This window comes from Stenotrophomonas sp. 78350_Sma (genome assembly GCF_056482105.1).
In genome coordinates this window covers 2,522,812-2,536,295 of the sequence record NZ_CM151182.1, presented here as the reverse complement: position 1 = coordinate 2,536,295, position 13,484 = coordinate 2,522,812, and the positions used below count along the sequence as shown (strand labels likewise).

Annotated in this window: 12 protein-coding genes; 6 read left to right on the top strand and 6 right to left on the bottom strand. The window is 67.8% G+C overall.

Translation table 11 applies throughout. The features are described from left to right. The first annotated feature begins 139 nt into the window (after positions 1-139). Together ACZK4H_RS11835 and ACZK4H_RS11830 are read left to right on the top strand one after the other, a co-directional pair. A complete protein-coding gene (locus ACZK4H_RS11835) occupies positions 140-1,672 on the top strand; it encodes an MFS transporter (RefSeq protein WP_099550941.1) in 1,533 nt (510 codons plus the stop codon). 4 nt (positions 1,673-1,676) lie between these two features. Next, complete coding sequence (locus ACZK4H_RS11830; protein ID WP_099550940.1) at positions 1,677-2,237, top strand: TetR/AcrR family transcriptional regulator; 561 nt, start codon at positions 1,677-1,679, stop codon at positions 2,235-2,237. A gap of 129 nt (positions 2,238-2,366) precedes the next feature. Here ACZK4H_RS11830 and ACZK4H_RS11825 read toward each other — a convergent pair whose 3' ends face one another. After that, positions 2,367-3,248: an AraC family transcriptional regulator gene (locus ACZK4H_RS11825; RefSeq protein WP_099550939.1), complete on the bottom strand. Its 882-nt coding sequence runs from the start codon at positions 3,246-3,248 to the stop codon at positions 2,367-2,369. A gap of 106 nt (positions 3,249-3,354) precedes the next feature. Between ACZK4H_RS11825 and ACZK4H_RS11820 the strand changes: the two genes are divergently transcribed. After that, positions 3,355-3,891, top strand: coding sequence for a carboxymuconolactone decarboxylase family protein (locus ACZK4H_RS11820; RefSeq protein ID WP_099550938.1), 537 nt, complete (start codon positions 3,355-3,357; stop codon positions 3,889-3,891). A gap of 71 nt (positions 3,892-3,962) precedes the next feature. Here ACZK4H_RS11820 and fdhD read toward each other — a convergent pair whose 3' ends face one another. Continuing rightward, positions 3,963-4,802, bottom strand: coding sequence for a formate dehydrogenase accessory sulfurtransferase FdhD (fdhD, locus tag ACZK4H_RS11815; RefSeq protein WP_099550937.1), 840 nt, complete (start codon positions 4,800-4,802; stop codon positions 3,963-3,965). Positions 4,803-5,046: 244 nt separating this feature from the next. On the opposite strand from fdhD, the gene ACZK4H_RS11810 reads away from it, so the two are divergent. The 3 genes from ACZK4H_RS11810 to ACZK4H_RS11800 all read left to right on the top strand — a co-directional run bounded on the left by ACZK4H_RS11810 (position 5,047) and on the right by ACZK4H_RS11800 (position 8,351). Continuing rightward, on the top strand, positions 5,047-7,332 hold the full coding sequence (locus ACZK4H_RS11810) for an FdhF/YdeP family oxidoreductase (RefSeq protein ID WP_099550936.1): 2,286 nt from the start codon (positions 5,047-5,049) through the stop codon (positions 7,330-7,332). Positions 7,333-7,357: 25 nt separating this feature from the next. Continuing rightward, positions 7,358-7,699: a hypothetical protein gene (locus ACZK4H_RS11805; protein ID WP_099550935.1), complete on the top strand. Its 342-nt coding sequence runs from the start codon at positions 7,358-7,360 to the stop codon at positions 7,697-7,699. 115 nt (positions 7,700-7,814) lie between these two features. Beyond that, positions 7,815-8,351 carry a DUF411 domain-containing protein gene (locus tag ACZK4H_RS11800; RefSeq protein WP_099550934.1) on the top strand — a complete coding sequence of 179 codons (537 nt, stop codon included), beginning with the start codon at positions 7,815-7,817 and terminating at the stop codon, positions 8,349-8,351. 125 nt (positions 8,352-8,476) lie between these two features. Here ACZK4H_RS11800 and blaL1 read toward each other — a convergent pair whose 3' ends face one another. The 4 genes from blaL1 to ACZK4H_RS11780 form a co-directional block, all read right to left on the bottom strand. After that, positions 8,477-9,349 carry a L1 family subclass B3 metallo-beta-lactamase gene (gene blaL1, locus ACZK4H_RS11795; protein WP_099550933.1) on the bottom strand — a complete coding sequence of 291 codons (873 nt, stop codon included), beginning with the start codon at positions 9,347-9,349 and terminating at the stop codon, positions 8,477-8,479. Positions 9,350-9,444: 95 nt separating this feature from the next. Continuing rightward, positions 9,445-11,874, bottom strand: coding sequence for a TonB-dependent receptor (locus tag ACZK4H_RS11790; protein ID WP_099550932.1), 2,430 nt, complete (start codon positions 11,872-11,874; stop codon positions 9,445-9,447). Positions 11,875-11,945: 71 nt separating this feature from the next. After that, entirely contained in the window at positions 11,946-12,794 is an 849-nt protein-coding gene (locus ACZK4H_RS11785; protein WP_099550931.1) for a FecR family protein, read from the bottom strand. Beyond that, on the bottom strand, positions 12,791-13,315 hold the full coding sequence (locus tag ACZK4H_RS11780; RefSeq protein WP_099550930.1) for an RNA polymerase sigma factor: 525 nt from the start codon (positions 13,313-13,315) through the stop codon (positions 12,791-12,793). Before ACZK4H_RS11780 ends, ACZK4H_RS11785 begins: the two co-directional genes overlap by 4 nt. Positions 13,316-13,484: the final 169 nt, after the last annotated feature.

Sequence of the window (13,484 nt, the reverse complement as noted above, 5' to 3'; positions counted from 1 at the left end):
AGCCAGGCCATGCCTGGCTGGCGGTTCAGCCGAGCAAGGCAGCCTCTACAAAAGCTGAACCGGCTGGCTCCGACGGCCATAACTATACAGGACATCCTGTATAGTTATGGCCGTACTCCATCCCCCATCAGGTTCTCCCATGGCTTTGTCCCAGCCCTTGGCCGGTGCTCCGGCCCTGTCGCGTGCCCGTCGCTGGGCACTGTTGTTCACCGTCGCCGCTGGCCTGCTGCTGGTCACGCTCGACAACTCCGTGCTCTACACCGCACTGCCCACCCTGACCGAGGAACTCTCGGCCAGTGCCGGCCAGGCGCTGTGGATCATCAACGCCTATCCGCTGGTGATGGCCGGCCTGCTGCTGGGTGCGGGCACGCTGGGCGACCGCATCGGCCACCGCCGCATGTTCCTGATCGGCCTGGTGGTGTTCGGCGTCGCCTCGCTGGCAGCGGCGTTCGCCGACACCGCAGCGCAGCTGATTGCCGCACGCGCGTTCCTGGCGATCGGCGCGGCCGCGATGATGCCGGCCACGCTGGCGCTGATCGGCCTGAGCTTCCACGAAGAGCGCGAACGCAACATCGCCATCGCGATCTGGGGTTCAGTGGCCATCGTCGGTGCGGCGCTCGGCCCGATCATTGGCGGCTGGCTGCTGCAGCACTTCTGGTGGGGCTCGGTGTTCCTGATCAACGTGCCGGTGGTGGTGGTCGCATTCGTGGCCACGCTGCTGCTGGCGCCGGAAGGCCAGCGTGACACCTCGCGGCCGTGGGACCTGGTGTCTTCAGTTCTGGCATTGGCTGCACTGTCCGGCCTGGTGCTGGCGATCAAGTCGTTGATCGCTACGCCGCCGTCGTATGCGCTGGGCGCAGGCGCGCTGCTGCTGGCCGTCGTCAGCGGTGCGGCGTTCGCACGCCGCCAGCAGCAGCTGCCGTACCCGCTGCTGGATTTCGCGATCTTCCGCAATCCGGCGTTCCTGGCCGGCACGCTGTCGGCAGTATTCACCCTGTTCGCGATGGCCGGCCTGCAGCTGGTCACCACCCAGCGCTTCCAGCTGGTGGCAGGTTTCACGCCGCTGCAGGCGGGCCTGCTGGTCTCGGTGGCGGCACTGGGCAGCCTGCCCAGCGCGCTGCTGGGCGGCAGCATCCTGCACCGGGTGGGCCTGCGCCCGCTGATCTGCGGTGGCCTGGCCGCAGGCGCGCTGGGTGTCGGCGTGGTGGCGTTCGGCTTCCCGCACGGCCTGGGCTGGGTGGTCGCCGGCATGGCCATCACCGGCTTCGGCATGGGTTCGGCCATCTCGGTGGCGTCCACTGCCATCCTCAACAACGTGCCGGCGCACCGTGCGGGCATGGCCTCGTCGGTGGAAGAAGTGTCCTATGAGTTCGGCGGCCTGCTGGCGGTGGCGATGCTGGGCAGCCTGAGCGCCGCGATGTACAGCGCGTTCCTGCCGGTCTCGGCCGACATGCCCGCGCTTGCCCGCGAGGGTTTCACCCAGGCGCTGCATGCCGCGCGCGAGAGCGGGCAGGGTGAGTGGTTCGCACTGGCCGCGGCCGCGTATGACCGTGGCTACCAGATCGTGCTGCTGGTGATCACCGCAGTGCTGGCGATGGGCGCGACGATCCTGGCGCGCCTGCTGCGTGGCCGCGTTGGCAGCCGCGAGGGCGCGGCCGATCGCGTAAAATGAAGCGATGAGAACCAGCAAGCGCGACCGCATCCTCGACGCCGCCGTCAACGTGATCAATCGTGACGGCGTGCGTGCGGTGACCTTCGAGTCGGTGGCGGCCGAGGCCAAGCTGACCCGCGGCGGACTGCTGTACCACTTCCCGTCGCGCGAGGCGCTGCTGCGCGGCATCGACGAGCACCTGGTGCAGGCCTGGGAAACGTCGATGGAAACGCTGCTGGGCAAGCGCGCGGACGAAGCGACGGCACTGGAGCGCTACCAGACCTTCGTGCGTGTATCGGCGCAGAGTGCCACCCGTGCCGAGCTGATGTTCATGCTGGAATCGGCCGACCCGGACGCCGATGAGCGCCCGTGGGGACCGGCGGTGCGACGCTGGGCACCGCTGCCGCCGGAGGCGGGTGCAGCGGAAGACAGCGCCGCGCTCGACAATTTCGTGGCGCGGCTGGCCGCCGATGGCCTGTGGATCTACGAAGCGATGTACGAAGGCCAGCTGGATGAAGGCGTGCGCGCCCGTGTGGCCGAGCGCATCGCCGGGTTGTTGGCGAAGCCTGACGGAACGTCCAGTTGAGCGGCCAGCCGGCGCGCCGACATCGCCCGTGGTGGAGCCGACCGCTGGTCGGCTGCCCTTCGGTCAGACAACGAAACCCCCGCGCTTCGCGCAATAGTCGACCAGCGGTCGACTCTACCCCTCACCTATTTACCCAGCCTGCGCTGCGCTCGCGGCCAACCACGCCCTCGGCGATGCCCCCAACCGCTTGCGGAACGCCTTCGACAGCGAGGCGGTATCGGCAAACCCCACCTCCATCGCCACCTGCTTGACCGCCACGCCGGCCCGCAGCTGCGCGCAGGCCAGGCTCAGCCGCCAGTCCAGCAGATAAGCGGCCGGCGTCGCCTGCATCACCTCCTTGAACACTGCCGCGAACGCGCTGCGCGACATGCCGGCAGTCGCAGCCATGCGCGGCAGCGTCCATTCGTCCTGCGGCGCCTGGTGCATCGCCACCAGCGTACGGGCCAGCCGCGCATCGGACAGCCCGCGCATCAACCCATGGCTGACGCCGGCCGCATCCGGGTGGTCCACCACCCAGCGCAGGACCTGGATCAGCGCCACCTCGAACAGGCGGTTGGTCAGCAGCCGTGACCCGCAGCGCTGGCGATCGGCCTCGGCGAACAGCAGGTGCAGGGTGTCATCCAGTTCGCCGATCGCCGCCAGCGGCACCACCATCACCGGTGGCAGTGACTGCACGATCGGATTGCGCGCGCCGCCATCGAAGTCCAGCGTGGCGCAGGTGAAATCGGGCCCATCCAGCGGTGCGTTGAAGAACACATGGTGCAGCGGCTGCGGATACAGCAGCAGGCTGGGTGTGTCGATCTTCAACCGGGGCAGCGCGGTATCGCCCCCGGGATGACGGACCTCCATTTCACCCTGGCGCAGGATGTGCAGGAACGCACGACCGGGCTGCGGCTCGAAGACATGGCGCCCGCACAGCGGACCACTGTGGAACAGCGCGGCCTGCACCCGGAAGCGTTCCAGCAGGGAGGAGAGGCGGTCGGGTGCGGTAGTGTCGGTGGGTGAGTTCATGGACGTATGGACAACATATGCAGCTGATTGTGCCTGATGCGTCCTGAGAGTCTACCTAGGATGAGCGGGTCGTCCAATCCCGGGCGCTTTCCCAAGGAGATCCACCATGTCCCGTGTCCCCCTGATCGATGCTGCCAACACCACCGCTGATCGCCAGGCCCTGCTGGGCCAGGTCCACGCCGCCTTCGGCGCCACCCCGGCCATGTTCCGCGCCGTGGCCAACTCGCCGGCCGCCCTGCAGAGCATGTGGGGTTCGTTCGGCGCGCTGGGCGGCGGTCGCCTGTCGCCGCTGCTGGGCGAGCAGATCGCGGTGGCCATCGCCAACCGCAATGCCTGCGAGTACTGCCTGGCCGCGCACACCGCGCTGGGCCGCAAGGTCGGTGCCAGCAGCGAGCAGATGGCCGCCGCGCAGATCGGCCAGTCCAGCGATCCGGCCACCTCGGCGGCATTGGACTTCGCGCTGAAGGTGGTCGAGCAGCGTGCGCAGATCGCCGATGGCGATGTGCAGGCGCTGCGTGCGGCCGGCTTCGATGATGAGCAGATCGTCGAGATCCTCGCCCACGTGGCGCTCAACCTGTTCACCAACTACGTCAACGTAGCGTTTGACGTGCCGGTGGACTTCCCGAAGGTCGCGCTGCGCTGAGATGCGGCCTGGCCCGGGTGGCAGTGGGCCGCCCGGGCCGGTCCGAAGGGTGCGGCCGGGGTGGGGCGACTCTAGCTGTCGTCCGCCTGCAGCCGCTCGGGATGGGTATACACATTGAACCCGCTCTCCCGCGCGAACCCGACCAGGCACAGGCCTGCACTGCGGGCCAGATCGATCGCCAGCGCGGTCGGTGCCGAGACAGCAGCCAGCACGCTGACCCCGGCCCGCACGGCCTTGCTGACCATTTCGTAGCTGGCGCGGCTGGAAATCACCAGCAGCCCACCCTCGATCGTGTGTTCATTGTGATGCAGGGCGCCGATCAGCTTGTCCAGCGCGTTGTGGCGGCCGACGTCTTCGCGCACCCAGCCGATGCGACCGCTGGCGTCGGCCCAGGCCGCGGCATGGGTCGAACCACTCACCGCGTTCATCGGCTGATGCTGCGCCAGCGTGGCCAGCGCCCGTTGCAGCGCCGCCGGCGGATAGTTCCGCCGTTCGCGCACCTCGGGCAGCGGTCGCAGCACTTCCTCCAGCTGCCGCGTGCCACACAGGCCGCAGCCACCGCGGCCGGGCAGCAGGCGCCCATTGGCCGGATCCAGGTCGGCGCCGGGCGCGTCGTCGGTCACCGTCATCTGCAGTTCGATGCCCTCCAGCTGCGGGCGGATGTCGATCGACAGCAACTGCGAGGGCGTAGCGATCAGTCCCTCGCTGAGTGAAAAGCCCAGCGCAAAGTCCTCCAGGTCGCAGGGCGTGGCCATCATCACTGCGAAGGCGGCGCCGTTGTAGCGCAGCGCCACCGGCACTTCCTCGGCCACCACGTCGACCTGCGGCTGTTGCCCCTCGCTGCGCCAGCGCTGCAACGGGCGCTGGGCCGTGCCGGCAGGCGGGATGTGCGGTGGGGTCGAATCAGGCATGCAGCGCGTCCGGACAAGAGAGATACGCAGGTGGTGGACCACCCACGGCATCGAGAATAGCGCAGTGGCCATGCGCTGACGCAGGTGTAACCGTTGTCATGGCAGGCTGCGCTGAAAACAGCGTGCACCCACTGGCGAAGCCACGCAGGCCGTGTTTGACTGTGGGGCTGGCCGTGCGATTGAAAGCGCCACCGGACCGCGTTGTGCCCATTGTTGCCGCGTTCCTCCCGTCAGGTTCCCGAACATGTCCGAGCAGAAGCCGCCGCGTTACAAGCCCTACAACCAGCCCGCTGGTGGCTGGGGAGCCGCCGGCGCCACGGCCAAGGTGCTGCTGCAGCAGAGCGTGATCGGCAAGGGGTCGAAGGCGCTGCTGGCGATGAACCAGCCCGGCGGCTTCAAGTGCCCCAGCTGCGCGTTCCCCGACGCCGACGAACGCAGGAAGCTGGAGTTCTGCGAGAACGGCGCGAAGGCACTGGCCTGGGAAGCCACGCAGTTCCGTGCCGGTCGTGAGCTGTTCGCCCAGCACACCGTGACCGAACTGATGGCGCAGACCGATTACTGGCTGGAGATGCAGGGTCGGCTGACCGAGCCGATGCGCTACGACGCGGCGACTGACCACTATGTGCCGTGCAGCTGGGATGATGCCTTCGCGCTGATCGGCCGCCATCTGCAGGCGCTGGACAGCCCGCACCAGGCCGAGTTCTACACGTCCGGCCGCACGCCCAACGAAGCCGCGTTCCTGTATTCGATCTTCGTGCGCGAGTTCGGCACCAACAACTTCCCGGACTGCTCGAACATGTGCCATGAGCCGACCAGTCGTGGCCTGCCGCCGGCCATCGGGGTGGGCAAGGGCACCATCGTGCTGCAGGATTTCGAGCACGCCGAGGCGATCTTCGTGATCGGCCAGAACACCGGCACCAACTCGCCACGGATGATGAGCAACCTGGTCGAGGCGCGTAAACGCGGCATTCCCATCGTGGCCGTCAATCCGATGCCCGAGCGCGCGCTTATCCGCTTTGCCGAGCCGCAGGACGTGGTGCAGATGGCCACGTTCGGTTCGACCGAGATCACCAGTGAGTTCGTGCACATCCGCATCGGCGGCGACCTGGCCCTGATCAAGGGCATGATGAAGGTGATGTTCGAGCGCGAAGCGCAGGGCGAGCGCGTGCTCGACCACGATTTCCTGTCAGAGCACACGGTGGGCCTGGAGGCGCTGCGCGACGACGTGATGGCGCAGGACTGGGACCAGATCGTGCAGGTGTCCGGCATTTCGCAGGCGCAGATCCGTCGCTGTGCGGAGATCTACATCCGCTCCAATGCCACCGTGATCTGCTACGGCATGGGGCTGACCCAGCACCAGTACGGCTCGCGCCTGCTGCAGCAGGTCGCCAACCTGCTGTTGCTGTGTGGCAATTTCGGCAAGCCCGGTGCTGGCATCGGGCCGATCCGTGGCCATTCCAATGTGCAGGGTGACCGCACCGTCGGCATCGACGAGAAGCCCAAGCCGGCCTATCTGGACCGTGTGCAGCAGGTGTTCGGCTTCGATCCGCCGCGTGAGCACGGCCACCATGTGGTCGAATCCATCGAGGCGATGCTGGAGGGCAGTGCCAAGGTGTTCATCGGCCTGGGTGGCAACTTCATCCATGCGGTGCCCGATACGCCGCGTGCGTACGAAGCGATGCGCGGCCTGGACCTGACCGTGGGGATCGCCACCAAGCTCAACCGTGGGCACCTGGTTCATGGCCGTGATGCGCTGATCCTGCCGGTGGTGGCGCGCTCGGAGCGCATCGTGACGCCGGCCGGCGAGCAGTTCGTCACCATTGAAGACGCGATGTCCAATGTGACCGCCTCGCGGGGCGTGCTCGAGCCGGTCAGCGCCGATGTGTTGCCCGAGGTCGAGATCGTCTGCCGCATGGCGATGGCCTCGCTGCCACGCAGCAAGGTCGACTGGGCAGGCTGCATGCACGACTACGCACCCATCCGTGAGCTGATCGCGGCCGTGTACCCGGAGATCTACACCGGTTTCAACGAGCGCATCCAGCAGCCGCATGGTTTTCATCTGGACATCCCGCCGCGCCGCCGCGTCTGGCCCACGCCAAACGGCAAGGCCAACATCCTGGTGATGCCCGGTCTGGACGTGGACGATCCCGTACATGACCCGGACATGCTGCGCTTGGCCACCGTGCGCTCGCATGACCAGTACAACACCACCATCTACAGCTACAACGACCGCTATCGCGGCGTGTACAACGATCGCATGGTGCTGTTCATGAACATCGAGGACCGGCTGGCGCGCGGGCTGGACAAGGAAGCGCTGGTCAGCCTGGAGACGATCAGCGGCGATGGCGTGCAGCGGCGCATCGAAGGCCTGACCGTGCTGGACTACCCGATGCCGCGCGGCGCGCTGGCCGGCTACTACCCCGAACTGAACCCGTTGTTGCCGCTGGACTACTACGACCGCATCAGCGGCACGCCCGCCGCCAAGTCGATCCCGGTGCGGATGAGTGCAATGGCGGCGGCGACTGCGTGACGCGCGCATCGGCTATCATCGGCGGGTGAACCTGCCTGGCCTGCTGCTGCGATGGATGTTGCTTGTCGCCCTGGTGCTGAATGCACCAGCGCTGGCGCTCGCCGCGTCTTCGTACAGCGGTCCGGCCAGCCAGGACCATTGCGCTGCACCGCACTCGGCCGCGATGGCTGCGGCGGGCTGTTGCGATGATGCGGCCCCGGCGGCCTGCCAGAGCGGTGAGTGCGAATGCCCGCCGGCCTGCCTGGGCATGCTGGCGACATTGAACGGAATGCCGGCCTCGCCATGGCGCGAGGCGCCCGTTCCGGCCAGTACCCAGCAACGCGCTCCGCCGCCGATGCCGGACCCGATGCGGCCCCCGATCGTGTGATTTCCTGCAGGCCTCACGCGCCTGCCGTAGCTGCTCGCCTTCTTCTCGACTCTGCCCGCGCCTTCGATGCGCGGGCGGCGGGCTACGTTGCCCGCCTCTGCAAAGGAATCACTCAATGAACCGTACTCTCTCCCTCGGCCTGCTGCTGGGCACCGTGCTGGCCACCACCGCCTGCGCTCGTGCCGCCGAAGAATCCTCTGCGGCGCCGGTCGCCAGCGAGGCACCGGCCCAGGCCCAGGCCAGCCCGGCCAAGGTCGACCCGGCCTTGCCGGTGGCCATCGTGCACAAGACCGCCAGCTGCGGTTGCTGCGGCATCTGGGTCGACCACCTGAAGGCCGCCGGCTTCCAGGTCGATGTGCGCGACACCGATGACATGAACCCGATCAAGGTCCGCCTGGGTGTACCGGTCGGCAAGGCGTCCTGCCATACCGCCGAGATCGGCGGTTATGTGGTCGAGGGCCATATTCCGGCTGAGGACATCAAGCGCCTGCTGGCCGAACGACCGGCGGCGCGCGGGCTGGTGCTGCCCGGCATGCCGGCCGGTTCGCCGGGAATGGAAATGCCTGACGGCTACGTGCAGCCGTATACCGTCGAGCTGGTGCGCACCGACGGCAGCACCGAGCCGTTTGCCCAGCACGGGCAGGGTGGCTGATAGGCGGTGGGTGCCGGTCGTCCTGGCCGGCACCTTTCGACGCGCCTTGTGTAGAGCCGAGCCTATGCTCGGCTGTGTTCGGCCGGCAAGCCGAGCGTAGGCTCGGCTCTACAGGATTTGCAGAATCAGCGGGCCCCGGCCGTTTCCTTGGCCAGCTGCGCGTCGAACTTCTTCTCGGCCGCATCCGCGTAGGCGTTGCAGGTCAGTGCCTTGGCGCTGGCCTTGCTGCCGGCGGCATAGTTCCAGTTGCTGGCGCCCGGATGCGGGGTCAGCAGCAGATCGCAGGGCAGCGCCCGCACCGTTGCGAAGCTGCGCTTGTAGTCCTCGATCAGGCGCGGATAACGGGGATTGCCCTTCAGCTGGTAACCCGGTGCACTCAGGCTGTCGGCGTAGGCGATGCGCACCGGCTCGCCATCGCGGGTGTCGGTCCAGGTCCAGGCGGTGCTGCCCGGGGTATGGCCTGGCATGAAGTGCGCGATGAATGTGATGCCGCCCACCGTGACCGCTTCGCCATCCATGATGATGCGGTCGACGTTGGTGGGCGGATAGGTGATGCCGTCGCCAAAGTGCAGGTCATCGCTGCCGCCGCGTGCCAGCAGTACCGCCGATTCGGCGTTGGCCGCCACATGCGCGCCGGTGCGACGCTTGAGCTCGGCGACCGGGCCGGCGTGGTCGGCATGCGCATGGCTGAGCAGGATCAATCGCAGGTCCTGCGGAGCCACGCCGCGCAACGTCATGTTGTCCAGCAGGTGACCGGCCATCTGTGGCATGCCGCCATCCAGCAATACAGCGCCCGCGGCGGTCTGCACCAGCAGCGCAGTCAGGTCCTCGGTGCCGATCTGCCAGGTGTGGTCGGCGATCTGTAGTGGTGCCATCGGCTGCAGCCAGGATGCATCCACGGTATAGGCGCGCAGTTGTGGCAGCGGTGCCTCGGCGGCGCTGGCGTGGGCGGCCGGAAGAGCGACGGCCAGGGCGAAGGCGAGCAGGGTAGAACGCATGATTCACGTCCGCTTGAAGGAGGCCCAGAAACTAGCATGGGCCTCCTTCATCGCGTCTCGCATAGATTTCATGGCTCCCATAAGGACGCCATGGATCAGTACCGGTACTGCCACCCCAGCGTCAGCACCCGGCCGCGGCCGGAGAAATAGCTCGGGTTCGACGGCGTGGTCTGCGAGTAGTAGCTGATGTACTGCTTGTCTGCCAGGTTCTGCACGCCCAGCGTGAAGGCATGCTTGTCCAGCGTGTAGCGCGCGACCAGATCCACGGTGGTGTAACCCTTGAACTCGGCCACCTGCACGCCACGCAGGTCGAAGTCGCGGTCGAACGCATGGCTGGCCTGCAGGCGGGTGCTCAGCTGTGGCGTCCAGCTCTGTTCCCAGAACGCGGTCAGCCGGTTCGGTGCGATGTTCACACCAGCCAGGTCGCTGTCGAGGCGACCGTCGACGTCGGCGTCGTAGCGGCCATTGGCGCGTGCATAGCCCAGGCCGAGGCGGCTGTCGCCCAACCGCAGGCGCAGGTTGCTTTCAAAGCCTTCCACGCGGGTGGCCTGGCGCTGCACCGCATAGGCATCGATGCCTGGATCGTAGATCAGTACCGAGCCGAGCTTGGATTCGGAGGTGTAGTAGGCAATGTCACCGCTGAAGCGGCCATCGTCGTACTCCAGGCCGATCTCGCGGTTGTCCGACACCACCGGTGACAGGTCGATGAGGCTGTCCACGCGTTGTCCGTCGCGGTTGATCGCACGCAGCACGCGGCCGACGTCGGCCACGGTGTAGCCTTCCGAGTACGAGGCATAGGCGTTCAGGCGATCGTTGATGTACCAGACCGCGCCGAAGTTGGGCAGGGTCTCGCTCATCGTCGGTTTGCCACCGGCCACCTTGCGTGCGCCGTAACGGGGCAGGGTGGTGTAGTCACCCACTTCCAGCTCGCCCTTTTCGTAACGCAGGCCGCCGGACAGCATCAGGTGATCGGTCGGCCACCAGTGCAGCTGCAGCAGCGGTGACAGGCTCTGGTAGGTGGTCTGCGGCACCCAGTTCATGCCACTGGCCAGCAGCACCTGGTGGGTGCGGTCGCGCAGGCCGTCCAGGCCCAGGGTCACGTCCAGCGTGGTGTCGGCGATGCGGGCCCAGCTCTGGGTCAGCTTGAAGCCGCGCTTGTCCGATTCGTTCTGGGTCTGGTCCCAGGCGGCATTGGCGCCGGTGTTGCCCCACGGGTCCCACTGGCTGGCACCGTAGCGTCCTTCGAAATCCACCGCGAAGGCCTGCGCCTGGAAACGGCCGCCGAGCAGGTCGGCGGCGCTGTAGTCCACGGTCAGCGAACGCGAGCGGTTCATCGGCGGATCGAGCGGCGTGTCGCCGGGGACCGAAATGGTCGGGCGACCGGTGCGGTAGTCACCGTTGATGGCCAGGTAGTTGTCCAGCCCGCGCAGTTCGTAGCGGTTGGCCATCACCTGCAGGCGGTGGCCCTCGGCAATGTTCCAGCCCAGCTTGGCGAACACGTTCGATGAGGTCGAGTCCATCAGCTCGCCCTGCGCATTGGTGCCGATCGATCGGCCCTCGCCGTCGTGGTACAGGCCCTGCTTCTCATAGGCCAGGCCGGCGACCAGGTCGAACTGCTCGCCACGCACGCCCACCAGGGCCGAGCCGCGCTGGCCGTTGTCATCGTGGCGGCTGGGCAGGGCAGCGCTGTAGCTGACATTGGTATCGAGCAGGAACGCGCCCGGCTCGCTGGGTGCATTGCGGGTGATGATGTTGACGATGCCGCCGGTACCGCCGATGCCCTGCAGCGCGTTGGCGCCGTGGATGACCTCGATGCGTTCGATCATCGCCGGGTCGATGGTGTGCGAATCACGCGAGCCATCGCGCAGCGGCGTCGACTGCGGCACGCCGTCGACCATGTACAGGATGCCGCGGCCGCGCATGGTTTCGCCATAGTTCGACATCTTCTCGCGCGCCGGGGCGAACGCCGGGATCTGTGACGACAGCACCCGCGACACATCCGAACCCAGCGCCAGCTGCTGGGCGATGTCCTCGCGGGTCAGCACCGTGATGGTGTTGGGCATGGCGGTCTCGCCCTGCGGCATGCGTGCGGTCGAGGCCGACACCGTGACGCGGGCCAGCGACGTCGTCGTGGCGGATGACGGCGCCGATGATGCAGCCCGGGCCGGAGTGCGCGGCTTCGCCGGCGCTGGCGCGGCATTCACCACGAACACACCCGGCGAACGTTCCTGCATCGCCAGGCCTTGCCCGGCCAGCAGCCGCTGCAGGGCCTCACGCGGGGTGTAGCGGCCATCAACTGCCGGGGCGCTGCGGCCGCTCACACTGTCGGCGGCGAACAACAGCTGGATGCCACTCTGGCGCGCCAGCGCATTGAGCGACGCATGCAGCGGGCCGGCGGGCAGGTGAAGCTCGACGGGCGCGGATGCAGCGCTCTGCGCCATGGCGGGCAGGGCCGCGCACAGGCAGGCGGCGAGCAGGGCAGGGGCCAACCGACGCAGGGCGGCAGGCGGAACAGGGCGGGTCATGCAAGGGTCCTTCGGAAGGGTTCAAGCACCTGCCGGATGGGACGGCGCGCAACCCACCCTCGCGGGAGCAATCAATCGCGGGCGCGCAGATGCAGGCTGCCATCAGCGCCGGTATGCACCTGCACCGGCAGGATCTCCGGCAGCAGCGCAACGGCGGTCTCGGCGTGATCGGCATCGAACACGCCCGAGACCTGCAGCGGTCCCAGCTGCGGGTCATCCAGCACGATGGGGCGGTCGTGATAACGCTGCAGGATGCGCAGCACTTCGGCCAGCGGCAGGCGATCGAACTGCAGGCGACCACGGGTCCAGTCGGCCCGATCCGGGCTGACCGGCTCGGGTGGCGACAACGATCCCGGCTGGGCCAGCACACGCTGCCCTGGCTTCAGGCGCTGCTCGGTACCCCCGCCATCCACACGCACGCCCACCTCGCCGCGCCACAGGGTTACCTCGCTGAGGTTGCCCTGCCGGTCAACGTCGAACACCGTGCCGTAGTTGCGCACATGCACCGGCCCGGCCTCGACCTCGAACGGGCGCCAGGTCGAGTGCTGCACCTGGAAACGGGCCTGGCCCTGCACCAGCAACACCTGCCGCGAGCGAATGTGCCTGCGGACCTGCAGATGGGTGCCGGCGTCGAGCAGCAGATGGCTGCCATCGGGCAGTCGGATGTCGCGGCGTTCGCCTACCGCAGTCCGATAGTCATGCGCCTGCCATGCCGGGTCGGCAATGAACACGCCAGTGGCCGCGATCAGCAGCAGCGGCAGGACGATCTTCGCCGCACGCCCACCGCGACGACGCTGCAGGGCCTCCGCGCTGGGCATGGGGAAGCGTTCCTTCAGGGCATCCCGATGCTGGTCCAGCACCTGGTCGGTGGTGGCGGGTTGGACCGGCGGTTGCGGTGTCGGCGGCGGCTGTGGACTCATCGCAGGCCAGCCGACAGTTGGCAATCGGCCATGGCCAGGCGCAGGTGGCGCTCCACCGCCTTGAGGCCGATGCCCATGCGGCGGGCAACCTCGGCCTGCGGCAGTTCATGGATCTTGTGCAGGACGAAGACCTGCTGGCGGCGGCAGGGCATGCGCTCAATGGTCGCGCCCAGTCGCTGCATTGCCTGCTGTCCCTGCGCCTGCTGCTCCGGCCCGGGGCGCGGGCAGGTGTCATCGGGCAGCTCGGCACGTGCCTCCACCCAGTGCCTTCGCAGATCCTCGGCGCGGCAGCGGTCCACCGCGGCATCGTGTGCGATCCGCCGCAGCAGCGCGACCGGTTGGCGTGCGTCGTGCGCGACCGGGCGCTCCAGCAGGCGCACGCAGACATCGTGCACCACCTCACGGGCCAGTCCCGGCGAGCGGAAACGGCGGCGGAGATATTCCACCAGTTCCTCGTAATGGCGCACCAGCGAGGACATCAGCGGCGGCGCAGGCGGGCAGGGAGAGGGCAGGCGGGACATCCGGAACGGCAGTGGGGGTAAAGGGCGGGCACAGGGAGGGCATCCCTGCGCGATGACGCAATACTAATGGGAACTGTTCTCGTTTGCCATGCGGCACGCAGGCCCGGATTGTTCGTCGGGGCTGGAAGGTGAAACCACGATCATCGGCTGGAGCGCAGAATCGGCCGCG